This window comes from Pseudomonas cedrina subsp. cedrina (assembly GCF_001983175.1).
Lineage (GTDB): Bacteria > Pseudomonadota > Gammaproteobacteria > Pseudomonadales > Pseudomonadaceae > Aquipseudomonas > Aquipseudomonas cedrina.
This window is the reverse complement of the sequence record NZ_MNPW01000001.1, coordinates 255,992-280,550: the sequence shown is the minus strand read 5'-3', so window position 1 is coordinate 280,550 and position 24,559 is coordinate 255,992. Positions and strand designations below refer to the sequence as shown.

Below are 24,559 nucleotides of genomic sequence, written 5' to 3'. Positions count from 1 at the left end.
ATTTTTGCGGTGCACTTGGTCGGTGTACCGCTTTTTTTTGCCTGGTGAAACCTGCGTAACACCGATGTTCCAATGTGGGAGCTGGCTTGCCTGCGATTGCATTCTGTCAGTTGATACATATTTCACTGATACACCGCTATCGCAGGCAAGCCAGCTCCCACTTGTTTAATCGGTGTTTAACTGGGTAATGGCCGCGACCAGCACATCAATATCCGCCGCCGAGGTCACCAACCCCGGTGTCACCCGGATGCAGGTGCCAAATGCCGCCCCCGTGCGGGTCGTGGTAAACAAGCCGTGCTCGTTCAACAACCGGTCCACCATCACCTGCTGATCGCGCCCTGTGAACTTGAACGCCGTAATCCCGCAATACAGCCTGGGATCATCCGGCGTCAGCACCTCAATCCCCGGCAACGCCCGCACCTGGCTCACCCACTTGTCGCGCAAATAATTGACCCGCGCACCCTTGGCCGCCGCGCCACCCAGTTCCCGATGTTCCTCAAACACCAATGGCAAGGTCATCAGCGCCGGAAAGTTCGGCGTGCTGTAGGAGGTGCGCGCACGCACATCGGTGACGGGGTAGTGGAACTCGCCCATGTCCGGGTCGATATCGCCCAGGCGCTGCGGGGCGATGTATAGAAAGCCCAGGGTCAGCGGTGCGCCGATCCATTTGTGCAGGTTGAAACCGGCGAACTGAATGCCAAGCTCGGCCAGGTTGAACTCGATCTGGCCCAGCGCGTGGGCGCCGTCGAGGATCACATCGATGCCATGTTCGCGCGCGGCCTCGGCAATCGCCGCAACGGGCATTACCAGCCCTGTGCGGTGGGTCACGTGGGTGAGAGCCATCAGCTTTAAACGCGGGTATTGAGCGAAAGCGTTGCGATAGGTCTGCACCAGGCTGTCGAAACTGGCCGGATGCGCGTGGGACAGTTCGATCACCTCCACGCCGCGATAGCCCGCCAGCCAACGCATCGCCCCTTTGACCGTGTCGTACTCCAGGTCGCTGATCAGCACCTGGTCGCCCGGTTGCAGGCGGTTGTAGTTGCGAATCAGCGATTGCAGGGCTTCGGTGGCGTTGCGGGTGAAGGCCACCGACGCCGGGTCGACCTCGATCAACTCGGCGAGTTGGCGCCGGATCTCGACGTTTTCACCTTGTTCAAAGCGCTGGCGCACATGCACGGCGTTACTGCGGTTGATAAACGCAACCTGCTCCAGGTACTGGGCCTGTACCGCACGGCTCATGCGCCCGAAGTAACCGTTTTCCAGGTTGATCGGGCCGGGCTCCAGGTCATAGCGCTGGGCGATGGCCTGCCAATGGGCTTCGTTATCTGCATTCCTTGGCATAGGGGGGCTCTCAATGACGCGGGGCGGGTTTGCCGTGTTTGGCGCGTAGCGGTTCCAGCAATTCAGACAGGCCATTGCTGTCGATTTCCTGCATCAAGGCCAGCAGACCGCCCAGTTCACCGTGGGGGAAACCTTCACGGGCGAACCAGTTCAGGTAGGGGCCGGGCAGGTCGGCGATGATTCGTCCCTTGTATTTGCCAAAGGGCATTTGGCGGGTGATCAGCAGTTCGAGTTTTTCGGGGTTCATGGCGTCGGGCAGTGAAGGCGAGGTCTTCGAAAATACAGGCATTCTGCATGAAGGCCAAATGACAGATCATGCAAATAACGCACATACAGATGGTTCAATTATTTGTAACTAACTGAAATTTAAAGATATTTGTATTTTTGAAAAGCTGGCACGAGCGCTGCAATCATTAAGGCAACCTTCCTCAAAACCCATAAGGAATTGAAAATGACTGACATCAACAAAGAATCGATCTCCGTACTTAACGACCTGATCGAGACCAGTATCGATGGTCAAAAGGGTTTTAAAGAGTGCGCTGAAGACATCAAGCACCCTGAACTGAAGGCACTGTTCGCCAAGCGTTCCGCCGATTGCGCTACCGCTGCCGCCGAGCTGAAAACCGCCGTGCGTGCACTGGGTGGCGATCCGGAAGATTCCGGCAGCATGGCCGGCGCCCTGCACCGTGGCTGGGTCGACGTGAAGTCGATGGTCACCGGTAAAGACGAAGAAGCGGTGCTGAACGAAGCCGAGCGCGGTGAAGACCACGCCCTGAAGGCTTATCGTGAAGCGATCGAAAAGATCAACAAGCACAACCTGCTGGGCATTCGTGACCTGGTTGAGCGTCAGTACCATGGCGTGCAACGCAACCACGACCAGGTGAAAGCGCTGCGTAACCAGGCTCGCGCTCAGTCGTAAGCCCTGTGCTGTAGATGGTGTAAAAACTGTGGGAGGGGGCTTGCCCCCGATAGCGGTGAATCAGTCGACATCTCAATGACTGACACACTGCAATCGGGGGCAAGCCCCCTCCCACATTGGTATTGCATACTGTTGAAGGTCGAACTCAGCCAATGCTGATCGGCGGCAACTCCGTCAACGTCACCACCTGCTGCTTACGCGGCGCAAGAATCTCCGCTTCACCATCCACCACCAATTCATCACGCTGGTTGAACACGCGAGTGGCAATGCGCACGCGAAATTTGGGCAGCTTCTCCAGGATTTCCAGGCGTACGGTCAAGGTATCGCCGATCTTTACCGGCTTCTGGAAACTCATCTGCTGACCAATATAGATCGTGCCCGGCCCAGGCAACTCGCACGCTACCGCCGCGCTGATCAGCGCACCGCTGAACATGCCGTGGGCGATACGCTCCTTGAACATGGTCGCCTTGGCATACTCGGCATCCAGGTGCACCGGGTTGTGGTCGCCGGACATCGCGGCGAACAGCTGAATGTCGCGCTCTTCGACGGTCTTGCTGTAGCTGGCGGTCTGGCCGACTTCGAGGGCTTCGTACGGGGTGTTGGTTACCTGGGTCATCTAAAAGTGCATCCTGTGGCTAATCGGTAATTTAAATAGCTGATTTTAAAGGAATGTTATTCACAATGGGCCGGCCTGCGCAGGGTCAGCGCCTGGTCGAGCCACATCAGCACGTCCGCCGTGACTTGATCGCGGTTGGTTTCATTGAACACTTCATGGCGCGCCTGCGGGTAGACAGTCAGTTGCAGGTGCTGGCAGCCGGCTTCACGCAGCGCATGGGCCAGGCTGTTGAGACGCTTGCCCTCACTCACCGGATCACATTCGCCGCCCATCACCAGGATCGGCAGGCCCGGGTCGATCTGCGCGAGATTGGACGCTTTGCTGATTTGCTGCAAGCCGCCGAGCAGGTCGACCCACAGTTGGTTGGTGCAGCGGAAACCGCACAGCGGGTCGTTGATGTACCGGTCGACTTCCACCGGGTCGCGGCTAAGCCAGTCAAACGCGGTGCGGTTGGGTTTGAACGCCTTGTTGAATGAGCCAAACGACAGGAACTCGATCAGCGCGCTGCGCCCACGCAACCCCTGGCGCAACCGTTCGGCCCGCGCGATCACCCGCGCTGCGCGGTACAACGCCACCGGCTGGAAATTCGAACCGCTGAGAATCGCTCCATTCAGGCTGGCGCTGTGATGCAGCAGGTACGCCTGGGCGATGTAGCTGCCCATGCTGTGGCCCAGCAGGAAGATCGGCAGCCCCGGCCGTTGCTGGCCGATGTGCTGGTTGAGGCTGGCCAGGTCGCCCACTACTTTGTTCCAGCCATCCTTCTCGGCGTACAGGCCCAGGGTGCCTTCATCGGCGGTGCGGCCATGGCCGCGCTGGTCCAGCGCATACAGGCCGTAGCCGGCGGCGCACAAGGCTGCGGCCAGGCGCGCATAGCGCCCGCTGTGCTCGGCCATGCCGTGGGACAGCATCAACACTGCCTTGGCCGGGCCGTCGGGCATCCACTGGTTGACGTACAGGCGGCTGCGGTCATTCGCGGTCAGCCAGAAAGTACTGTGGTTCATGGCGGCTCCTTTGCTCAAGATCTGCTCGGCGTCCTTGCAGTGTATCGCTCATCCCACGGTCAACGCCTGATCAGTGCAGGCCCTTGTAGGGAGATTCACACAACAAATGACGCTATTTCCTGTATTTGCCTGTTTGGCCATAGCTGCTAACGTCCTCGAAGCTCCGCTTCTTGTTGCAGCACAAAAGCGGCCGGACACACTCAGGTAAGAGGACAAGAATAATGCAACCTGATTTCTGGAATGACAAACGCGCAGCGGGCGTTCCCAATGACATCGACCTTACGGCCTACAAGTCGGTGGTCGAAGTCTTCGAGCGCTCCTGCAAGGCTTTTGCCGACCGTCCGGCATTCAGCAACATGGGGATCACCCTGACCTACGCCGAGCTTGAACGCCAGAGCGCGGCGTTCGCCGGGTACCTGCAGCAGCACACCGACCTCAAGCCGGGCGACCGCATCGCGGTGCAGATGCCCAACGTCCTGCATTACCCGATTGCCGTGTTCGGCGCCTTGCGCGCCGGGCTGATCGTGGTCAATACCAACCCGCTTTACACCCCGCGCGAGATGCGTCACCAGTTCAAGGACGCCGGCGTGCGCGCGCTGGTCTACCTCAACCTGTTCGGTTCGCGGGTGCAGGAAGTCTGCACCGACACCGAGATCGACTACCTGATCGAAGCCAGGATGGGCGACTTCATGCCTGCCGCCAAGGGCTGGCTGGTCAACACCCTGGTCGACAAGGTGAAGAAAATGGTCCCGGCCTACAGCCTGCCGCGCGCGGTGTCGTTCAAGCGCGCGCTGCGCATGGGCGCGGGCCTGGGCGTGACCCGCCATCCGGTGAGCCTCGACGACATTGCCGTGCTGCAATACACCGGCGGCACCACCGGTTTGGCCAAGGGCGCGATGCTCACCCACGGCAACCTGGTGGCGAACATGCAGCAGGCGCGCGCGTGCATGGCCCAGACCGGCGAAGACGGCCACCCGCTGATCAAGGAAGGGCAGGAGGTGATGATCGCGCCGCTGCCGCTGTACCACATCTATGCGTTCACCGCCAATTGCATGTGCATGATGGTCTCCGGCAACCACAACGTGCTGATCACCAACCCGCGGGACATCGGCGGGTTCATCAAGGAACTGAAAAAATGGCGCTTTACCGGGCTGCTGGGGCTTAACACGCTGTTTGTGGCGCTGATGGACCACCCCGACTTCAAGACCCTGGATTTCTCCCACCTCAAGCTCACCAACTCCGGCGGCACTGCGCTGATCAAGGCCACGGCCGAGCGCTGGCAGCAGATGACCGGCTGCGCGATTGGCGAAGGTTATGGCCTGACGGAAACCTCGCCGGTGGCCAGCACCAACCCCTACGGCAACAAATCCAGACTGGGCACCGTGGGCATTCCGGTACCGGCCACGGCGATGAAGGTGATTGATGATCAAGGCGTCGAGTTGGCCTTGGGCGAGCGCGGCGAACTGTGCATCAAGGGCCCCCAGGTGATGAAGGGCTACTGGCAGCAGCCCGCCGCCACCGCCGAGGCGCTGGATGCCGAAGGGTGGCTGAAGACCGGCGACATCGCGGTGATCGATGAGGACGGTTTTATACGCATTGTCGACCGCAAGAAAGACCTGATCATCGTCTCGGGTTTCAACGTGTACCCCAACGAAATCGAAGACGTGGTGATGGCGCACCCGGCGGTGGCCAACTGCGCGGTGATCGGCGTGCCGGATGAACGGACGGGGGAGGCGGTGAAGCTCTTTGTGGTGGCCCGTGAGCAGGGCGTCAGCCTGGAAGAGTTGAAGGCGTACTGCAAAGCCAATTTCACCGGGTACAAGGTGCCCAAGCATATTGTGTTGCGCGATTCGTTGCCGATGACGCCGGTGGGGAAAATCTTGCGGCGGGAGCTTCGCGACATCGCCTGACACTGAGTTGAACCGCAATCAAACTGTGGGAGCTGGCTTGTCTGCTCCCACATTTGTTTCTATGTCACCCTGAAAGGCCTATTCCAGAGCGTTTTCCTGGGTTATTTCGCCTTGATTTAAAGCGTGACCAAATATTGTAGGACAGTCGTGTTTATGACTGTAAGGCACTCGTTTGGCTCTAGGCGGCCCTTGGCAAAGCTGCTACTCTCGGCGCGCTTTGTGACGTCTCGGCCTGCTTGAAAGCGCCGGATTCACCTAAAAAAAACATACACCAATAATAATCGCATCAAATGCGATGATGAATTCGCGTCGCTGACGTCGCTGAGGAGTGGGCTTTCCATGAACGAAGACTTTTGGAAGGATAAGTACCCCGCCGGGATTGCTGCACAAATCAATCCAGACGAGTATCCGAATATTCAGGCGGTATTGAAGCAATCCTGCCAGCGCTTCGCCAACAAACCGGCTTTCAGCAACCTGGGCAAGACGCTCACCTACGGTGAGCTGTACGAATTGTCCGGCGCCTTCGCCGCGTACCTGCAACAGCACACCGACCTGCAGCCCGGCGATCGCATCGCCGTGCAACTGCCCAACGTCCTGCAATACCCGGTCGCCGTGTTCGGTGCCATTCGTGCCGGCCTCATCGTGGTCAATACCAACCCGCTGTACACCGCGCGGGAAATGGAACACCAGTTCAACGATTCCGGGGCCAAGGCCCTGGTGTGCCTGGCCAACATGGCGCACCTGGCGGAAAAGGTCGTGCCCAAGACCGCCGTCAAGCATGTGATCGTCACTGAAGTTGCCGACCTGTTGCCGCCGCTCAAGCGCCTGCTGATCAACAGCGTTATCAAGTACGTGAAGAAAATGGTCCCGGCGTACCACTTGCCCAAGGCGATCAAGTTCAACGATGTACTCGCCAAGGGCCATGGCCAGGCGGTCAACGAGGTCAGCCCGGCCAGCAGCGATGTTGCCGTGTTGCAATATACCGGCGGCACCACCGGCGTGGCCAAGGGCGCGATGCTCACCCACCGCAACCTGGTCGCCAACATGCTGCAATGCAAGGCGCTGATGGGGTCGAACCTCAATGAAGGGTGCGAGATCCTCATCACGCCGCTGCCGCTTTACCACATCTATGCGTTCACCTTTCACTGCATGGCGATGATGTTGATCGGCAACCACAACATCCTGATCAGCAACCCGCGCGACCTGCCGGCGATGGTCAAGGAGCTGTCGAAGTGGAAGTTCAGCGGCTTTGTCGGCTTGAACACCTTGTTCGTGGCGCTGTGCAATAACGAGGCGTTCCGCAAGCTGGACTTCTCCGCCCTCAAAGTCACGCTGTCGGGCGGCATGGCCCTGCAACTGGCGGCGGCCGAGCGCTGGAAAGCCGTGACCGGTTGCGGTATCTGCGAAGGCTACGGCATGACCGAAACCAGCCCGGTGGCCACCGTGAACCCGATCCAGCACATCCAGCTCGGCACCATCGGCATTCCGGTACCGTCCACCGTGTGCAAAGTCATCGCCGACGACGGCACCGAACTCGCGCTGGGCGAAACCGGCGAGCTGTGCGTGAAGGGCCCGCAGGTGATGAAGGGCTACTGGCAGCGCCAGGACGCCACCGACGAGATGCTCGACAGCGAAGGCTGGCTGAAGACCGGCGACATCGCGATCATCCAGCCCGATGGCTACATGCGCATTGTCGACCGCAAGAAAGACATGATCCTGGTCTCGGGCTTCAACGTGTACCCCAACGAACTGGAAGACGTGCTGGCAGGCCTGCCGGGCGTGCTGCAGTGCGCCGCCATCGGCGTGCCGGACGAGAAGTCCGGCGAACACATCAAGCTGTTCATCGTGGTTAAGCCGGGCGCCACCCTGACCAAGGAGCAGGTGATGGAGCATATGCGTGCCAACGTCACGGCCTACAAGGTGCCCAAGGCGGTGGAGTTCCGTGATGCATTGCCGACCACGAACGTGGGCAAGATCCTGAGGCGTGAGTTGCGCGATGAAGAACTGAAGAAGCTTGGTCTTAAAAAGTGACCCATAAAAAACCCGCGAAAGCGGGTTTTTTTGGCACTGAAGATACTGGCTTGAAATGCAATCCACTGTGGGAGCGGGCTTGCTCGCGAAAGCGGAGTGTCAGTCAATGCATATGCAAGCTGATACACCGCATTCGCGAGCAAGCCCGCTCCCACAGGTTTGACCGAGTGGTTACTGGGAGAACTGCGCGAAGTTGATCCCGGCCCCGGCCGGGCGCACATCCTTGAGGAACGAATCCTTGTCGGCGCTCAGCTCCAGTGTGATCTCAGGCTTGCGCTTGCCCGCATTGCGCACCACCAGCCCTTCGAGGTTCTCACGCAGGAACGCCGTCGGCACTTTCAGGTGCAGCAACTGGTCGGCCTCGGCGTTGTGCATCAGCAGATGGATCCATTCGAACTGGCCCACGGCAATACGACCCAGCGGCAGGTCGAACCACCAGATGTTGCGTTTGGGGTCCAGGTCGGTGAAGTGGCAGTTGTTGACGCCGAGTACGGCACCGCCCAGTTCGGTGTTTCTGCGGGCGATGGCCTGTGCTTTATTGAGTTTCATAACCTTCCTACGGGATCTGTTATTCAGCGTTATAGCCTGAATGTGCCGGGCATTCTCGTGGGTTGGCCGCAAAACATAAAGCCCAAACTGCCGCTGACGATGAAATGCTCCCCTTGAAAATAATTGAAACTCTGGCGCTTCGCTTCAGGTCAACCGCTACGTAGTGACCAAAACCATTTGATTGTTATCAGGAGTAATACCATGGGCAGCACTTCCGATAAGGTAAAAGGCATGGCGAACGAAGCCGTCGGTAACGTCAAGCAAGGTGTCGGTAAAGCCACGGATAACGACAAACTGCGTGCTGAAGGCGTAGTCCAGGAAAAGAAAGGCGAAGCGCAGCAAGCCGTTGGCAAGACCAAGGATGCAGTCAAGAAAGCGACCGAATAAGGCGCTTCGGCTGGCTCACCCCAGCAGCCCGACGGCCATCCACGGATGGCCGTTTTTATATCCGTTTGTGCAACTAAACTTTCGCAATTGTTTCAAAGTCGCCAAATGGGCTACTTTGATGTAGAAAACGGCCCCTGAGTCGCCCCAACTCAACCTTTGCGGCGAAAGGAGACGCTATGATTTTCCCCGTACTCGCTGGTCTGAAGCTGCATAAGGTGCTGGTGCGCACCGTCAAGGAATTCGTCGATGACGAAATGCCCACCTATGCCTCGGCGCTGGCCTACCAGATGCTGTTCTCGCTGTTTCCTTTCCTGCTGTTCCTGATTGCGCTGATCGGTTTCCTGCACTTGCCGGACTTCTTCAGCTGGTTGCGGATGCAGTCCGAGCTGGTGTTGCCGCCCCAGGCCCTGGAGCAGGTCAACCCGGTGATTGACCAGTTGCAGCAGTCCAAGGGTGGCTTGCTGTCGGTGGGTATCGTGATTGCATTATGGACGGCGTCGGCCGGCGTGCGCCTGATGATGAGCGCGATGAATGCCGCTTACGACGTGGTCGAAGGCCGGCCGATCTGGAAGCGCTTTCCGCTGTCGATTTTCTACACGGTCGGCATCGCCGGCATGTTGCTGGCCGCCGCTGCGCTGATGGTGCTTGGCCCGCAGGTGATGGAGTGGATCGCCGCGCAGATCGGCATGCAGGAATTCATGGTCACCGTGTGGACCATCGTGCGCTGGCCGTTGATCGTGATCCTGCTGATGTTTGCCGTGGCCCTCATGTACTACGTGATGCCGGACGTCGAGCAGGAGTTCCGCTTCATCACCCCTGGTTCGGTGCTGGCGGTGGTGGTCTGGATCGTCGCGTCCCTGGGTTTTGGCTACTACGTCAAGACCTTTGCCGACTACAACGCCATGTATGGCAGTATCGGCGCAATCATTGTGCTGCTCCTGTACTTCTATATTTCTGCCGCCGTGCTGTTGCTGGGCGCGGAAATGAATGCGGTGATCGAACACATGTCGGCCGAAGGCAAAGACGCAGGTGACAAGCACATCGATGACCCTGAGCCCATAGAAAAGCAGCATGTCTCCGGCCTGGCCCGAGACCATTCCCTGAAGACCAACCCCTCCGAGCCTGACCGATGATTCGTGAAATCCTGAAAATGGGCGATGAACGCCTGCTGCGTATCGCGCCACCGGTTCCGCCCGAAATGTTCGACAGCCCCGAGCTGTGGCAATTGATCGATGACATGTTCCAGACCATGGAGCACGTGGGCGGCGTTGGCCTGGCCGCGCCGCAGATCGGTGTTGACCTGCAATTGGTGATCTTTGGTTTCGAGGCCAGCGAACGCTACCCCGATGCGCCGCCGGTGCCGCAGACTATCCTGATCAACCCGCTGATCACGCCACTGAGCCCGGTGCTGGAAGAGGGTTACGAAGGTTGCCTGTCCGTGCCCGGTTTGCGCGGTGCCGTGGACCGTTACCAGCAGATTCGTTACGAAGGCTTCGATCCGAAGGGCGAACCTATCGTGCGTTTCGCCGATGGCTTCCACGCGCGGGTGGTGCAGCACGAATGCGATCATTTGATCGGCCGGCTGTACCCGTCGCGGATTACCGATTTCAGCAAATTCGGGTTTATCGAGGTGATGTTTCCGGAGCTGGATCCCGCAGTAGACGAATAACAATAATGTGGGAGCTGGCTTGCCTGCGATGGCGGTGGTTCAGAAAAACCAGTAGTGACTGACACGCCGCCATCGCAGGCAAGCCAGCTCCCACAGGGTTCAGCGTTCAGGCAGGGCATCCAAACCCATCGCAATCATCGGCTTATTACGCCTGTAACGCACCAGCCGCTCGCTGAGGGATTGCGGCAACACGGTGTCCTGGGAGAACCCCATGCGCCGGTACAACCCTTCCAGGCCAGGGTGGCACAGCAGCCATACCGTGCCGTCAACATCGGCTACCGCCTCGCCAATCAACCGCGACGCCAAGCCCTGACCGCGGTAAGCCGGGTCAACAAACACTCCGGTCAACCACTGCCCACCCACCACCGGCGTCAGGCACACCCCCGCCACAATCCCATCCACCCGCGCCACCCACAAACGCCCGCCCTTGAGCGCCTTCATCGACGAATTATGGCTGCGGTAAAACTTGTTCAGCAGCGGCCACAGGGGCTCTGCCAGCGGTTCGAGGTTCAATTCAGGCATGGTATTCAAGCAGGCTTTATCAAGGGGGGCAGATTATAAGCGCCTTGAGCCAGGCGATAGGTGTTATACCCTGTGCTTCATCCCCGTTAGTGGAGTACGCATCATGGCCAAAGGTATGGATTCAAAGAAAGCCGCGAAGAAAAAACCGGCAAAGACCGCCGATGAAAAACGCGCCGACAAAAAGACCAAGAAATCCGAGGCAGGCCTGTTCGGGCACTGAGCCCCCTGACCGTTCCCCTTCAGCGTTTTATAACGATGCTGACGGGACCAGTGGCCTCGCAGTTGCAGCCAATCTGGTAACCCAGTCAATGTGGGAGCTGGCTTGCCTGCGATGCAGACGCCTCGGTATTTCGGTTGTACCGAGGTGATGTCATCGCAGGCAAGCCAGCTCCCACAAAAACCAAGTTTGGACATTTGATCAGCGCTGAGCCTTAGATCGCGGCCAGGGTTTCTTTCACCGCCTGCGCCTGCGGGTCAACGGTTTTCGCGGCGACCTGCTGCTCTTGCTGCTGCTTCAACCGCTCGGCCACCTGTTTGGAAATCGCGTCCTGCTTTTCCTGGGACATGTTCTGCACATCCGCCTCGGTCAGCCCCTGTTCCTTGAGCAATTGCTCACGGATGCGTTCGCCCGGGGATTTGCTCATGTAGTCGGTGAACTCAGCGCGCGCCGAAGACGTGGCACTGGTCGCCGGCACATCCGCAGTGCTGGTCTGCAATTGCACGCGGGTTTTGGCGAAGGCTTCGTCGATGCGGTCGGTGGCCTTGTCCAGATCCTTCTGCGCGGCCGGTACGATCGTGCTTTGCTGCGCCGCTTGCAAGGCACCGCTGTACAGCGCGCTGGCGGCGGCGTTGGCCGGATCCATGTCGGGCCGCTTGATCTGTTGAACGGTCGACACGGCTTGGGTGTTGTTGTTAACCAGCATGATCGGTCACCTGGGAATATGTTTGGTGCCACAGGTGGAGCAAATAGCGTGCCGTGTGCAAAGTGCCCGGTTTTATTGAGGATGGTGTGGCCGTCGCGGCAAATAGTGTCGCGCATGCGGTCAACCATTGCCGTCAATGGGCAATATTTTCCAGCGCCAGGTTACGCGTACGCGGCCCGAACCAACTGATGGTGATCATCACGATCAACATACTGCTGGCAATGAACGCCAACACGCCCGGCGTGCCCAGGTGTTCGAGGATAAAGCCGATCAACAGGCTGCTGAACACCGTGGACAAGCGGCTGAATGAATAGCAGAAGCCTACCGCCCTTGCGCGGATATTGGTGGGGAACAGTTCACTTTGATACGAGTGATAACTGAAACTCAGCCAGGCGTTGCAGAAGGTGATCATCACCCCGCAAAACACCAGGCCCACCGCCGTGGTTTGCAGGGCAAACAGGCTGCCGAAGATCACCGCGCCCAGGGCCGAGCCGACGATTTGCCATTTGTTCTCAAAACGATTGGTCACTTTCACAAACAGCAGCGGCCCCAGCGGGTAGGCGAGGGTGATGATGAACGCGTAGAGCAAGCTGTGGGTCACGCTCACCCCCTGGCCCGACAGGAGCGCCGGCAGCCAGTTGCCGAAGCCGAAAAAGCCGATGGCCTGGAACACATGAAACACGATCAGCATCAACGCGCGGCGGCGGTAGGGCGGTTGCCAGATATCGGCAAAACGGCCACTGCCCTGCACGCTGACGGCTTCGGGTTCGGGGGCATCCAAGGGCTTGCCGTGATCCTTCAGGCAGCGTGCCTCCAGGCTGTCCATGATCGCATCGGCTTGCTCGAAACGGCCTTTTTGCGCGAGCCAGCGCGGTGATTCCGGCAGGCGCTTGCGCAGTTGCCAGATAAACAGCGCAAACACCGCGCTGCTTAGCACCACCCAACGCCAGCCCGAGACCCCGAACGGCGCCTGCGGCACCAGCCACCACGACATCAACGCCACCGTCGGCACCGATAGAAACTGGATAAAAAACGCAAAGGCAAACGCCGAACTGCGCATGCGCTTGGGCACCAGTTCCGAGAGGTAGGCGTCGATGGTGACCAGTTCGATGCCTAGCCCGATGCCCACCAGAAAGCGCATGCAGATGATGCCCAGGGCGGACGTCTGGATGCCCATCAGCACCGTGGCGACGGTGTACCAGATCAGCGCGAAGGTGAAGATCGCCCGGCGCCCGAAGCGGTCGGCGATGGGGCTGAGCAGGCTGGCGCCGAGGAACAGGCCCAGGAAGGTCGCCGAGGCGAACGCAGCCTGGTCGGAGAAGCCAAACACACCTTGGCTGCCGGTGTGGAAAATTCCGTCGCTGATCAGGCCAGGGCTGATATAGGCGGTCTGGAACAGGTCATACAGCTCGAAAAAGCCGCCAATCGATAGGAGCGCCACCAGGCGCCAGACCGTAGCAACGGCGGGCAGGCGGTCGATGCGTGCGCTGATATGGGCGGCACGGATCGGGTCGAGGCCGTCCGTGGCAGCGTGGGTAATCGTGGACATAGGGGCGATTCCAGGGGCAGTTGCCTGGAATCTTAGCGGGCTAACGGAAATCGATGCTTGTGAAATCGAGTATGTCTGGCTGCCTATTCACCGATTTATTGCGCAAAGTCTTTTTATTCCAACGTTTTATGGCGCAGCGGTTAATAAGTGATGGGAATCTTGAAACACTCGAAAGCATCGTCAACCGGTTGATAACCCAGCACCCGCGTGGTTTCGCTCAAGTCCAGGCGCTTGAAGCGGTTGTTGGAGATGCCATGGGCGATCAGGTGTTTCACGCCCTCGGCCTCCACCGAACGTTGCAGCAATTGCACCGCATCCCGTGGGCTGAGCCAGGCGCTGAGGTCGCGGGCGTTGTTAAGGTCGTGGGTCTCGGGGAGTTCGAAGGCGCCGATGCGCAGCGCAATCGTCGACAGCGCGGTTTTTGCCGCATAGAAACCGCACAGCGCCTCGCCGTAGCATTTGCTCACGCCGTACAGGTTGGCGGGCATGACCTGCATGCCGGGCGTGATTTGCCGGTCCACCGGGTAGCCTTCGATGGTTTGCGCGCTGCTGGCGAACACCAGGCGTTTTACACCCGCCGCCACGGCGGCTTCGAACAGGTAAGTGGTGGCGAGGATGTTGTTGGGCAGTAATTCGTCGAACGAGGCGCTGGCGTGGGGAATGCCCGACAGGTGCACGATCACGTCGATGCCGTCGAGCAGGGCACCCAGGCATGATTTATCGCTAAGGTCGGCGTGCACGAAGCGGTGCTCGCCCACCTCGAAGCCCGGCGCGATACGGTCGGTGAGGGTGAAGCGGTAGCGGTCTTTCGAGGCTTCGAAAAACGTCTTGCCGATTCTGCCGCAGGCGCCGGTGAGCAGTACGTTGAGTCCTTTCACGGTGTATTCCTTGTTGTCAGTTGTGACCGTCGAGGGCGAAGGTCTGGAAGCCTTTGTGCTGGCTCAAGCGCTGGTAATACGCTGCAACGGCCGGGTAGGGCGGGCGCTGCATCGGAGTCATCTGCCAGCGGTGCACCGAGAGGCCGATCAGGATGTCGGCGAGGGTGAATTCATCGCCGGCCACATAGGCGCCGGTGCGCGCAAGCTGCTGTTCCAGGATGCCCATCTTGTCGTTCCAGACCTGCACGGCGGCGGCTATTTGCGCTGCGTCCAGGCCGTCGGGGTTGTTGCGCACCAACGCCGGGAAGGCGTCGCCCCAGGCGCGATTGAGTTCGGTGGCTTGCCAGTCCATCCATTGCTCGACCTGCGCGCGTGGCGCCGGCTCGACGGGCAGCAAGTCGTGACGTTGGTAGAGGCCGACGAGGTAGCGGCAGATGGTGTTGGACTCCCAGAGCACGCCATGGTCGTCGATCAGCACCGGCACCTGGGCATTGGGGTTCAGTGCGAGGAATTCGGCGGACTGGGTGGGCTTGAAGCCGATGCCCCAGTCTTCGCGCACGTAGTCGATGCCCAGTTCCTGGCAGGTCCAGAGGACTTTGCGCACATTGATGGAAGAGGCGCGGCCCAAGATTTTCAGTGAGTGTCCCATGGTGCTTTCCTGGCATTTGAGAGCAGCCAATCTAGCAGGCACCGTGGTGGTTAAGCGAGCAGAGTAGAATGTGGGAGCTGGCTTGCCTGCGATAGCGGTGTATCAGGCAACACATCATTGTCTGTCCCACTGCCATCGCAGGCAAGCCAGCTCCCACACTGACCGTGCTCGGCTTTAGCAGCGTGGGGTGTGCTGGTCCATCGCTTTGCCTACCAGCAATACACTCAGCTCGCTTAGCTGATGAATAGCCAGGGCAACATCGCGTTGTTGTCCGGCGAGGTCTTCGGACAGGTCGAGCAACAAGGTACTGACGGAGCAGACGGTTTCGTAGCTGTTGATCAGCAGGGTTTCGGTAGAGGAGCCGGGGATGACAGTGAAGAGGGTATGCGTGGGGATGCTTTGCATTGTTGAAGTACCTGATTTGGGCTGATACCTCATCGCTACTAAACGAGGGTGGCAGCTGTACGCAGGTTAGTAGACCGGTATCCCACACAAACCCGGCGCACCCGAAGGCGCCCTGCGCACAGCCACCATCAAGCATCGACAGGCTCATGCATCTTGTGTGGGAAGCCGGGCTACTAAACCCGATCACCGAGAAATTCAGCGACCGGCCAACCTTAGAGACCCACCCCCAGGCGCACAAGCCAGCGGATTCTGACGTAAGCGTAGGTAACCGGGCAAGGCGCTTGCTGCAATGTCAGCCGCGTCCTACAGCGCGTCCTACATGTCGAGCTGGCACGGTAAACCTGTGGGAGCTGGCTTGCCTGCGATTGTGTTCCGCTTGACGGTCAGGTGCTCTCCCGCACCTGCAACTCGAACCCCATATCCACCACCGGCTTGGCGATCTTGTTACCCGCCATCATCGTCAACAGATGCTCCGCCGCACGCCGGCCAATCGCTTCGCGCGGCGTGCTGATGCTGCTCAGGCGCGGCACCATGAACGACGACGCCGGCAAGTCATTGAAGCCCAGCACCGCCACGCGCTCCGGCACTTGGATGCCATGGCGAAGGGCTTCGAGCAGTGCACCCTGGGCCAAGTCATCGTTGCCGAAGAAAATTGCATCCACATCCGGATGCGCCGCCAGCAATTGCAGGAACAATTCGCCCCCCAGGCCTACGGAAGACGGGCGCGGCGTGAGCAACTCCAGCGCCGGGTCGTACATTCCAGCCTGTTGCAGCGCTCGGCGGAATCCTTCGCCACGCAACAAGGTGCGCTGATCCAGCTGTGCGCCGATATACGCCAGGCGCTTGCGCCCACGGGACAACAGATGCGCAGCCGCCGTCTCACCCGCCGCCAACTGCGAAAAGCCCACGCAGTTCACGCCGGCATTGGGGTCCAGGTCCATCATGTAAACGCACGGCACATTGCTCGCCTCGACCATCCGTCGGGCGCTTTCGGTGCGATCAAACCCGGTCAGCAGCAACCCGCGTGGCTGGTAGGCCATGTAATTGCGCAGCAGGTTCTCTTCTTCATCGCGCGAATAGTGAAAGTTGCCGATCAGCACTTCAAAGCCCTTGGGCCGCAGCACCTGGTGGATCGCTTCGAGGGTTTCGATGAACAGCAGGTTGGACAACGACGGCACCAACACCACCACCGAATGGCTCTGGGCCGAGGCCAGCGCGCGGGCGGCGGGGTTGACCACGTAGTTGAGTTCGGCGGCGGCGAGCTGCACTTTTTCCACAAGCTCCGTGGCCACGGTGCTGATGCCGCGCAAGGCGCGGGAGGCAGTGATGGGGCTGACGCCGGCCAGGCGTGCGACTTCATTGAGGGTGGGGCGACCGGTGGTGCGAGTATTTTTATCGTTCTTGGAGGTCATCAGGCGGCTTGCCAAACAAAAATCGAGGCACTAAGGTAGCGCTGTCTCCAAACGGCTGCAAATGCTTGAACGTCGGGTTGCCTGATCCCGTTCAAATGATTGGAGCGGATGCACGCGTCACTCCATAAAAAAAGACAAGACGGCGCGGGAAAAGCCTGTTTTTGCACTAGCCTTACACTGTGCAAAGGTAGCGCTATCTGCGTCCTGAGGTGTTTATGAGTCAACCTGTTACTGCCCTGGTCATCATGGGTGTTGCCGGCTGTGGCAAAACCAGCGTCAGCGAGGCCCTGTGCCGTCTGAACGGCGCCACCGCCATCGAAGGCGACAGCTTTCACCCTGCCGCGAACATCGAAAAGATGAGCGCCGGCCACCCCCTCAACGACGACGACCGCGCCGGCTGGCTCGACATCCTCTGCGATGAACTGCGCCGTTCGCTCAAGGCGGGCGAGCACCCCGTACTTACCTGCTCAGCCCTCAAGAAGAAATACCGCGACCACCTGCGCGAAGCCGCACCGGGCCTGGGCTTTATCTTCCTGGAGCTGACCCGCGAAGTCGCCGCCGACCGCGTGTCCCATCGCCCCGGCCATTTCATGCCGGCCAGCCTGATCGACAGCCAGTTCGCTACCCTGGAATCGCCCAAGGGCGAGCCGCTGACCCTGGCGCTCAACGCCAGCGAAGACAGCGTCGAGGAACTGGCCGAGCAAACCAACGCCTGGTGGCTGCAGCACGGTTTTGAACCAACCCGATAATTTTTTGCCCGAAAGATAGCGCTGTCCCCGGCAGGAAATTCAACACCCGCTTTAATAACAACAACAAACAGGAGAGACCCCCATGTTTGGCATGTCCCACGAGTCTTATCTGCTGCTAGATGCAGTGGTTACCATCATTGGGCTGATCGTTCTGATCACCAAGTTCAAGGTGCACCCGTTCATTGCATTGATCATTGCGGCCGGCTTCCTCGGCCTGACCTCGGGCATGCCCGTGGAAAAAATCATCAAGGCGTTCCAGGACGGCTTCGGCGGGGTGCTCGGCTTTGTCGGCATCATCCTCGCGCTGGGCACCATGCTCGGCAAGATGATGGCCGAATCCGGCGGTGCCGATCAGATCGCGCAAACGCTGATCCGCGCCTTCGGCAAGGAAAAAGTCCAGTGGGCGATGATGTTCGCCGCCTTCCTGGTGGGCATCCCGCTGTTCTTCGAAATCGGCTTCGTGCTGCTGATCCCGCTGGTGTTCATCGTCGCGCGCCGCACCGGCGTGTCGCTGATCAAGATCGGCATTCCGTTGCTGGCCGGCCTGTCGGCGGTGCACGGCCTGGTGCCACCGCACCCGGGCCCGCTGCTGGCCATCGGCGTGTTTGGCGCGGACATCGGCAAGACCATTTTGTACGGCCTGATCGTCGCCCTGCCGACCGCCATCATCGCCGGTCCGATCTTCGGTACCTTCATTGCCAAGTACATCCCGGGCAACCCGTCCCAGGAACTGGTCGACCAACTGGCCCGCGAGACCGATAACAAATCGCTGCCAAGCTTTGGCATCACCCTGGTCACCGTGCTGCTGCCGGTGTTCCTGATGTTGCTCAAGACCTTCGCCGACATCGCCTTTGCCGAAGGCCACGTGGTGCGCAACTGGATGGACATGATCGGTCACCCGATCAGCGCCTTGCTGCTGGCCTTGCTGCTGTCGCTGTACACCTTTGGCCATCGCCAGGGTATCCACTCCAAACAGATCCTCAAGCTGCTCGACGCCAGCCTGGCGCCGACCGCGGCGATCATCCTGATCATCGGTGCCGGTGGCGGCTTCAAGCAGATGCTGGTGACCAGCGGCGTGGGCGACGTGATCGGCCACATGGCGGTGAACGCGCAGATCAATCCGATTTTGCTGGCGTGGCTGGTGGCGGCGGTGATTCGCGTGGCCACCGGTTCAGCCACCGTGGCGACCATCACTGGCGCAGGCATCGTGGTGCCGGTGGTGGGGATGATTCCGGGGGTCAACCGTGAACTGCTGGTGCTGGCGACGGGGGCGGGTTCGTTGATTTTGTCGCACGTCAACGATGCCGGGTTCTGGCTGGTGAAGCAGTACTTCAACATGACCGTGGCCGAGACGTTCAAGACGTGGACGGCGATGGAGACGATTCTGTCGATCGTGGCGCTGATCTTTATCATGTTGCTGTCGTTGGTGGTTTAACCCACATCGCACACCCGATCTGGGAACCCAATCAAAATGTGGGAGCTGGCTTGCCTGCGATAGCATCACCTCGGTCTAACTGACATACCGAGGTGTCTGCATCGCAGGCAAGCCAGCTCCCACATTGATTGGGTTTCTGCAGGTGGATCAGGTCAGGCCTTGGTGACCAACCCATCCGCCCTGAACATCCCGCGAATTCCGCGCACCGCCTGGCGAATCCGGTCCTGGTTTTCGATCAGCGCAAAGCGCACATGGTCATCGCCATACTCTCCAAAGCCGATCCCCGGCGACACGCACACCTTGGCTTCCAGCAGCAGCTTCTTGGCAAATTCCAGCGAGCCCATGGCGGCGTACGCTTCGGGAATCTTGGCCCACACGTACATCGACGCCTTCGGGTTCTCGACCATCCAGCCCAGCTCATGCAGGCCCTTGACCAGCACATTGCGGCGCTGGCGGTATTGCTCGGCGATGTCTTTCACACACTGCTGGTCGCCTTCGAGCGCCGCAATTGCCGCCACCTGCAACGGGGTGAAGGTGCCGTAGTCGTGGTAACTCTTGATCCGCGCCAGGGCGTTGACCAGTTCCGGGTTGCCCACCATGAAGCCGATGCGCCAGCCGGCCATGTTGTAGCTCTTGGACAGGGTGAAAAACTCCACCGCGATGTCCTTGGCGCCCGGCACTTGCATGATGGATGGCGCTTTCCAGCCGTCGTACACGATGTCGGCGTAGGCCAGGTCGTGGATCACCAGCACATCGTATTGCTTGGCCAGCGCGATCACGCGTTCGAAGAAATCCAGCTCCACGCACTGCGCGGTGGGGTTGGACGGGAAACCGAGGATCATCATCTTCGGCTTGGGGATCGAGCCGCGAATCGCGCGTTCCAGTTCGGCGAAGAAATCCACGCCCGGCACCAGCGGCACCGAACGCACCTGGGCGCCGGCAATCACTGCACCGTAGATATGAATCGGGTAGCTGGGGTTGGGCACCAGCACCGTGTCGCCCTGATCCAGGGTGGCCAGCATCAAGTGCGCCAGGCCTTCCTTGGAACCGATGGTCACGATGGCTTCGGTTTCCGGGTCGATATCCACTTCGTAGCGGTCCTTGTACCAGCGCGAAATCGCCCGGCGCAGCCGCGGAATGCCTTTGGAGGTGGAATAGCCGTGGGTGTCCTCACGCTGGGCGACTTGCACAAGTTTTTCGACAATATGCGGCGGCGTGGCGCCGTCGGGGTTGCCCATGCTCAAGTCAATGATGTCTTCGCCGCGCCGACGCGCAGCCATCTTCAGCTCGGCAGTGATATTGAATACATAAGGGGGGAGTCGATCGATGCGCGCAAAGCGGCGCGGCGAACCTTGTTCGGCCATTGTTGCCTCGAAGTACGTAAGCGCCCGGAACCGTCCGAGCGACGTTGGCCACTGCGGTGGCCTGCGGGGCAGACAATACGGTCGATGATGGCCAGTTGTCCAGATGCGTAGGAAAATTTTCTGCATGGAGTGCAGCGCGGATATGCCCCTATACTCGATGCGGGTTTGTGCCCTCATAAGAAGGAGACTGTTCGTATGGATCAGCAGACAAAACAACCGCTGGAGCCACGCATGGAAGCCGGCAAGGCCATGGTGATCGCCGGCGTACAGGGGCGTTATTCAAAGGCTACCGTGGGCGATATCCCTAAACTGTGGGAGTTGTTCGACACGTGCATCAAGGACATCAAGAAGCGCGTTGGCGGTGTGACGTATGGCGTTTGCCATAACCCCAGGCAGGGCGAATTCGACTACATCGCCGGGGTAGAGGTACCCACCAAAGCCGACGTACCCAGCAATTTCGAGTCTATCGAAATTCCGCCGCTCAACTACGCCGTGTTCCCCCATTACGGGCCCGTGCAGCAGCTAGCGCAGACGTACGAACGCATCATGTTCGAGTGGCTGCCGCATTCGGGCTACAAGGTGATGGGCGCGGATTTCGAGCGCTACAGCGCGGATTTCGATGGGCGCAAGGGCACGGGGACGGTGGAGGTTTGGGTGCCGGTGGGCGAAAGGGGCTGACTCAGTGCTGCAGGAACCGGCGAGCACCAAGCGACGCGCCGGTTCCGCAAACAGCGCTTAATCCTTGAAAATGTCTTCGAGTTCCTCAAGCACGGGGAGGCGCGCTGCTACCAGTTCCATTTCACAGTTCAAAGCAGCCATTACCCGAGCGTAGGCGCCCATCGAAACGGACATACTGCCTTGCTCAATCTCGATAATTTTCTGACGCGTAACGCCCGCCAGTTTGGCCAGATCTGATTGTTTATAGCCCTGGCGGAGCCGCTTTCCCCGAATCTGCTTTGCGAGTCTCAGCATGATGAGCGAAGCATCCATGTCACATAACCATTACATTGTCTTTGAGATGTTATGTTTACGTTACATTGGGTGAGCGTCAAGCCTCACTGGTAAATGTCCACCTTAGCCTGCGCTCATACCCAACCCGTCCCCTGTAAGCCTCGCCGCTATCCACCCATCCAGCCCCTAGATACAACCTCATCGCGGCCACATTGTCCGCGTCCACCGACAATTCCAGCGCCTTGATCTGCGGCCACGCTTGCAATGCCGCCGCGGGCAACGCCTGCAGGCAGGCCTTGCCGAAGCCGCGGCCTTGCTGATGCCGATCCACCTGCAAGGCGTGCAAGGTGGCGCTGTGTTCATCCGCCCAATGGGGCAGGCAAGGCGGGCGTTTGAGCAGCAGGAAGGCCACGGGCAGATCGTCGGCGAGCAGGGCGAAGCCTTTGATGCCGGCGGGGTTGGGGTTGACCAGCAGGCTGTTCAGCGCGCAATAAATATCACCGGAGTACGGCAGTTGCTCGGGATGCACTTGCAGGGTGTCGAGTTGCTGTTTCTGTACGAGGCTGAGCGTCTCATAGGGAACGAGGCGGGTTTCCATCGGGGGCGTGTCCGAAATCCTGCAAAGAGGGCGTGGATTCTAGCGGGTTTGCCGGGGGCGGAATTATTTTTCAGTGGTGTGTCGATTTGCCGTAGTGCCATTCGACTAAGGGTGTCTTCCGTATTTTCCTCCAGAAGAACCCCAGGAGTATCGCCATGAGCACTGCCATCAACACCCTGATCGAGCAATGGAAACAAGCCGTCAGCGCTAAGGATGTCGAGAAAATCGTCAGCTTCTATGCCGACGATATCGTCGCGTTCGACGCGGTCAACGCCCTCCAATTCAAAGGCAAGGCGGCTTACCAAGCGCACTGGAAAGCCTGCATGGCGTTCTGCCCGGGCCCCGGCGTGTTTGATTTTCACCAATTGCACATAGTCGCCGCAGACGAGATCGCTTTCGCCCATTGGCTCGCTCACTGCGGTGGCACCGGGCCGGACGGCGTGCTCAAAACCTGCTGGATGCGCGTCAGCGCCGGCTATCAATGCATCAATGGCCAGTGGAAAGTGGTGCATGAACATTGGTCTGCACCGTTCGACATGGAAACCGGCGCCGGTCTGTTCGACCTGAAACCTTGAGCGCTGAAGACTATAGTCAGTCGTCCGAAACCGGAGAACGCCATGAAATATCTGTGCCTGGTCTACAGCGCTGAAGCATTGCTGCACAGCCTGCCCGACAGCCCCAAGGACCCGGAATGCCACGCCTATGCCGAGGCGGTGCACGGCAGCGGCCGCATGCTTGCCGCCGAAGCGCTGGAGTCGGTGACCACCGCTACCACCGTGCGCATGCGCAACGGCAAGGTGTCGATCACCGACGGGCCGTTTGCCGAAACCAAGGAGCAACTCGCCGGTTTCTACCTGATCGAGGCCCGCGACTTGAATGAGGCTATCCAAGTGGCCGCCGGCATTCCGGCGGCTCGGGTCGGCAGTGTGGAAGTGCGCCCGGTGCGCGAACTGAATCTCTGAACATAACAACCCTAAGACTCAAGAGGTTTACCCCATGCCTACGCAACCTGCCGAGTTTGAATTGTCCATCAGCCGCGTGATCGACGCGCCACGCAGCCGGGTGTTCCGCGCCTGGACCGAGCCCGCCTTGCTCCAGCAATGGTGGGGCCCCCACGGCATGACCACCCCTGAGTGCGAAATGAACCTGTGGGTCGGTGGCCTGTTTCGCACGCTTATGCGTGCGCCGGACGGCGCTGAATACCCGACCCAGGGCGTATTCCTGGAAATCGACGCGCCACGACGGCTAGTGTTTACCGACGCCTTCACTGCGGGTTGGATTCCATCAGGCAAGCCGTTCATGACCGCCGAAGTCACCCTGCAGACAGTCGAGGGCGACAAGACCCTCTACACCGCACGCGCCATGCACTGGAGCGCCGAGGACAAACACGCCCACGAAGCCATGGGCTTTCACGATGGTTGGGGTCAGAGCCTGGATAGGCTGGTAACGCTGGTGACCCAGGGCATGCACGATTGACCCTGACGGTCGAGGCGCTCTACCGCAGCGAATCACGCCGGGTACTCGCGACGCTGATTCGCGTGCTCGGCGATTTCGACCTGGCCGAGGAAGCTCTGCACGAGGCGTTTTTCGTCGCGCTGCAGCGTTGGCCGCTGGACGGCGTGCCGGATAATCCGCGCGCCTGGCTGGTCTCGACCGGGCGCTTTAAGGCTATCGACCGTTTGCGCCGCCAGGCGCGGTTTACGCCGCTGTTGCAGGAACAGGCCGACGCGCTGGAAACGGCTGACTGGAGCGATGAAGACGTGGAAGACGACCGCCTGCGCCTGATTTTCACCTGCTGCCATCCGGCGTTGGCCGCCGATGCCCAGGCGGCGTTGACGTTGCGCGAGATCTGCGACCTCACCACCGAGGAAATCGCCCGGGCGTTTTTATCTACACCGGCCACCATCGCCCAGCGTATCGTGCGGGCCAAGGGCAAGATACGCGAGGCGAAAATCCCCTATCAAGTGCCGTCCCGCGATGAACTGCCCGAGCGTTTGGACAGTGTGTTGTGGGTGATTTACCTGGTGTTCAATGAAGGCTATTCGGCGTCCATGGGCGCCGACCTGACCCGTGAGGCATTGACGCGCGAAGCCATCCGTCTGGGGCGTTTGCTGCTGGAGTTGTTGCCCGAGCCCGAAGTCATGGGCCTGCTGGCGTTGATGTTGCTGCACCAATCCCGCCGCCCGGCGCGCACTTCGGCCGGAGGAGAGCTGGTGCTGCTGGATGAGCAAGACCGTTCGCTGTGGGATGCGTCCTTGATCACCGAAGGCTGCGCGTTGGTGGAGCAGGCGCTGCGCACACGGCGTTTTGGTCCCTATAGCCTGCAGGCGGCCATTGCGGCGGTGCATGCCGAAGCCACGCGTGCAGACGAGACAGACTGGCCGCAGATTGTCGGGCTCTACGACGCGTTGCTCAGAACAATGCCGTCAGCGGTGATCGAACTGAACCGGGCCGTAGCGGTGGCCATGCGCGACGGACCGCTGGCGGGATTACAGGCAATAGAGGGGATTCTGGCGCGCGGCGAGTTGCTGGATTACCACTTGGCGCATTCGGCACGGGGAGAGTTTTGCCGGCAACTGGGGCGTACCGAAGAGGCGCGCGCCGCCTACGCAAAAGCCTTGTCGTTGACCCGGCAAACCCCGGAAAAACGCTTCCTCGAACGCCGCCTCGCCGAACTCGAATCCCCCAAACACTAGCGTTC

General features: G+C 59.9%; 28 protein-coding genes. 13 read left to right on the top strand and 15 right to left on the bottom strand.

All coding sequences use genetic code 11. The features are described from left to right. Nucleotides 1–165: 165 nt before the first annotated feature. Nucleotides 166–1,341, bottom strand: a complete 1,176-nt coding sequence (locus tag BLL36_RS01370) for an aminotransferase class V-fold PLP-dependent enzyme (RefSeq protein ID WP_076949690.1) — start codon at nt 1,339–1,341, stop codon at nt 166–168. A gap of 10 nt (nt 1,342–1,351) precedes the next feature. Beyond that, complete coding sequence (locus tag BLL36_RS01365; protein WP_076949988.1) at nt 1,352–1,588, bottom strand: DUF3820 family protein; 237 nt, start codon at nt 1,586–1,588, stop codon at nt 1,352–1,354. Nucleotides 1,589–1,792: 204 nt separating this feature from the next. On the opposite strand from BLL36_RS01365, the gene BLL36_RS01360 reads away from it, so the two are divergent. Beyond that, the gene (locus BLL36_RS01360) at nt 1,793–2,260 is read left to right on the top strand and encodes a ferritin-like domain-containing protein (RefSeq protein ID WP_034139096.1); all 468 of its coding nucleotides are present in this window, start codon (nt 1,793–1,795) and stop codon (nt 2,258–2,260) included. A 145-nt stretch (nt 2,261–2,405) separates the two neighbouring features. Here BLL36_RS01360 and BLL36_RS01355 read toward each other — a convergent pair whose 3' ends face one another. Both BLL36_RS01355 and BLL36_RS01350 read right to left on the bottom strand, forming a co-directional pair. Further along, entirely contained in the window at nt 2,406–2,876 is a 471-nt protein-coding gene (locus tag BLL36_RS01355; protein WP_003175719.1) for a MaoC family dehydratase, read from the bottom strand. Between the two features lie 56 nt (nt 2,877–2,932). Then, entirely contained in the window at nt 2,933–3,877 is a 945-nt protein-coding gene (locus BLL36_RS01350) for an alpha/beta hydrolase (RefSeq protein WP_076949689.1), read from the bottom strand. Between the two features lie 221 nt (nt 3,878–4,098). Between BLL36_RS01350 and fadD2 the strand changes: the two genes are divergently transcribed. Together fadD2 and fadD1 are read left to right on the top strand one after the other, a co-directional pair. Continuing rightward, on the top strand, nt 4,099–5,787 hold the full coding sequence (fadD2, locus tag BLL36_RS01345) for a long-chain-fatty-acid--CoA ligase FadD2 (protein ID WP_076949688.1): 1,689 nt from the start codon (nt 4,099–4,101) through the stop codon (nt 5,785–5,787). A 339-nt stretch (nt 5,788–6,126) separates the two neighbouring features. Next, complete coding sequence (gene fadD1 / locus BLL36_RS01340) at nt 6,127–7,818, top strand: long-chain-fatty-acid--CoA ligase FadD1 (protein WP_076949687.1); 1,692 nt, start codon at nt 6,127–6,129, stop codon at nt 7,816–7,818. Nucleotides 7,819–7,989: 171 nt separating this feature from the next. Here fadD1 and BLL36_RS01335 read toward each other — a convergent pair whose 3' ends face one another. Further along, nucleotides 7,990–8,367, bottom strand: coding sequence for a hypothetical protein (locus BLL36_RS01335; RefSeq protein ID WP_076949686.1), 378 nt, complete (start codon nt 8,365–8,367; stop codon nt 7,990–7,992). A 201-nt stretch (nt 8,368–8,568) separates the two neighbouring features. Here BLL36_RS01335 and BLL36_RS01330 point away from each other — a divergent pair, with 201 nt between their 5' ends. The 3 genes from BLL36_RS01330 to def all read left to right on the top strand — a co-directional run bounded on the left by BLL36_RS01330 (nt 8,569) and on the right by def (nt 10,423). Further along, complete coding sequence (locus tag BLL36_RS01330; protein ID WP_043051227.1) at nt 8,569–8,754, top strand: CsbD family protein; 186 nt, start codon at nt 8,569–8,571, stop codon at nt 8,752–8,754. Nucleotides 8,755–8,930: 176 nt separating this feature from the next. Next, nucleotides 8,931–9,887, top strand: a complete 957-nt coding sequence (locus tag BLL36_RS01325; RefSeq protein ID WP_076949685.1) for a YihY/virulence factor BrkB family protein — start codon at nt 8,931–8,933, stop codon at nt 9,885–9,887. Next, nucleotides 9,884–10,423, top strand: a complete 540-nt coding sequence (def, locus tag BLL36_RS01320; protein WP_076949684.1) for a peptide deformylase — start codon at nt 9,884–9,886, stop codon at nt 10,421–10,423. The genes BLL36_RS01325 and def overlap by 4 nt, the downstream gene beginning before the upstream one ends. Nucleotides 10,424–10,522: 99 nt before the next feature. Here the strand turns inward: def and BLL36_RS01315 are convergent, their stop codons facing one another. From BLL36_RS01315 to gntR, 7 genes are all read right to left on the bottom strand, one after another. Then, nucleotides 10,523–10,945, bottom strand: coding sequence for a GNAT family N-acetyltransferase (locus BLL36_RS01315; protein WP_076949683.1), 423 nt, complete (start codon nt 10,943–10,945; stop codon nt 10,523–10,525). 431 nt (nt 10,946–11,376) lie between these two features. Then, on the bottom strand, nt 11,377–11,868 hold the full coding sequence (locus BLL36_RS01310) for a hypothetical protein (RefSeq protein WP_076949682.1): 492 nt from the start codon (nt 11,866–11,868) through the stop codon (nt 11,377–11,379). Nucleotides 11,869–12,001: 133 nt separating this feature from the next. After that, nucleotides 12,002–13,417: an MFS transporter gene (locus BLL36_RS01305; RefSeq protein WP_076949681.1), complete on the bottom strand. Its 1,416-nt coding sequence runs from the start codon at nt 13,415–13,417 to the stop codon at nt 12,002–12,004. Between the two features lie 140 nt (nt 13,418–13,557). Then, nucleotides 13,558–14,295, bottom strand: coding sequence for an NAD-dependent epimerase/dehydratase family protein (locus BLL36_RS01300; RefSeq protein WP_076949680.1), 738 nt, complete (start codon nt 14,293–14,295; stop codon nt 13,558–13,560). A gap of 16 nt (nt 14,296–14,311) precedes the next feature. After that, nucleotides 14,312–14,944: a glutathione S-transferase family protein gene (locus BLL36_RS01295; RefSeq protein ID WP_076949679.1), complete on the bottom strand. Its 633-nt coding sequence runs from the start codon at nt 14,942–14,944 to the stop codon at nt 14,312–14,314. Between the two features lie 174 nt (nt 14,945–15,118). After that, entirely contained in the window at nt 15,119–15,349 is a 231-nt protein-coding gene (locus BLL36_RS01290) for a DUF6124 family protein (RefSeq protein WP_076949678.1), read from the bottom strand. A 383-nt stretch (nt 15,350–15,732) separates the two neighbouring features. Further along, on the bottom strand, nt 15,733–16,764 hold the full coding sequence (gene gntR, locus BLL36_RS01285) for an HTH-type transcriptional regulator GntR (RefSeq protein ID WP_162279257.1): 1,032 nt from the start codon (nt 16,762–16,764) through the stop codon (nt 15,733–15,735). Between the two features lie 212 nt (nt 16,765–16,976). On the opposite strand from gntR, the gene BLL36_RS01280 reads away from it, so the two are divergent. Both BLL36_RS01280 and BLL36_RS01275 read left to right on the top strand, forming a co-directional pair. Beyond that, a complete protein-coding gene (locus BLL36_RS01280) occupies nt 16,977–17,510 on the top strand; it encodes a gluconokinase (protein ID WP_076949676.1) in 534 nt (177 codons plus the stop codon). An 82-nt stretch (nt 17,511–17,592) separates the two neighbouring features. Continuing rightward, nucleotides 17,593–18,945, top strand: coding sequence for a GntP family permease (locus tag BLL36_RS01275; protein ID WP_076949675.1), 1,353 nt, complete (start codon nt 17,593–17,595; stop codon nt 18,943–18,945). Between the two features lie 152 nt (nt 18,946–19,097). Here BLL36_RS01275 and alaC read toward each other — a convergent pair whose 3' ends face one another. Further along, nucleotides 19,098–20,309: an alanine transaminase gene (alaC, locus tag BLL36_RS01270; protein ID WP_076949674.1), complete on the bottom strand. Its 1,212-nt coding sequence runs from the start codon at nt 20,307–20,309 to the stop codon at nt 19,098–19,100. Between the two features lie 195 nt (nt 20,310–20,504). Between alaC and BLL36_RS01265 the strand changes: the two genes are divergently transcribed. After that, complete coding sequence (locus BLL36_RS01265; RefSeq protein ID WP_076949673.1) at nt 20,505–20,987, top strand: GyrI-like domain-containing protein; 483 nt, start codon at nt 20,505–20,507, stop codon at nt 20,985–20,987. Between the two features lie 57 nt (nt 20,988–21,044). Here BLL36_RS01265 and BLL36_RS01260 read toward each other — a convergent pair whose 3' ends face one another. Continuing rightward, a complete protein-coding gene (locus BLL36_RS01260) occupies nt 21,045–21,299 on the bottom strand; it encodes a helix-turn-helix transcriptional regulator (RefSeq protein ID WP_076949672.1) in 255 nt (84 codons plus the stop codon). Nucleotides 21,300–21,357: 58 nt separating this feature from the next. Then, on the bottom strand, nt 21,358–21,858 hold the full coding sequence (locus BLL36_RS01255) for a GNAT family N-acetyltransferase (protein ID WP_076949671.1): 501 nt from the start codon (nt 21,856–21,858) through the stop codon (nt 21,358–21,360). Nucleotides 21,859–22,013: 155 nt separating this feature from the next. On the opposite strand from BLL36_RS01255, the gene BLL36_RS01250 reads away from it, so the two are divergent. From BLL36_RS01250 to BLL36_RS01235, 4 genes are read left to right on the top strand one after another with little or no spacing between them, the layout of a single operon-like run. Continuing rightward, complete coding sequence (locus tag BLL36_RS01250) at nt 22,014–22,433, top strand: YybH family protein (RefSeq protein WP_076949670.1); 420 nt, start codon at nt 22,014–22,016, stop codon at nt 22,431–22,433. Between the two features lie 42 nt (nt 22,434–22,475). Then, entirely contained in the window at nt 22,476–22,820 is a 345-nt protein-coding gene (locus BLL36_RS01245) for a YciI family protein (RefSeq protein WP_076949669.1), read from the top strand. Between the two features lie 34 nt (nt 22,821–22,854). Next, entirely contained in the window at nt 22,855–23,334 is a 480-nt protein-coding gene (locus tag BLL36_RS01240) for an SRPBCC family protein (RefSeq protein ID WP_076949668.1), read from the top strand. Then, nucleotides 23,331–24,554: an RNA polymerase sigma factor gene (locus BLL36_RS01235; RefSeq protein WP_076949667.1), complete on the top strand. Its 1,224-nt coding sequence runs from the start codon at nt 23,331–23,333 to the stop codon at nt 24,552–24,554. Before BLL36_RS01240 ends, BLL36_RS01235 begins: the two co-directional genes overlap by 4 nt. The last annotated feature ends 5 nt before the right edge of the window (nt 24,555–24,559 follow it).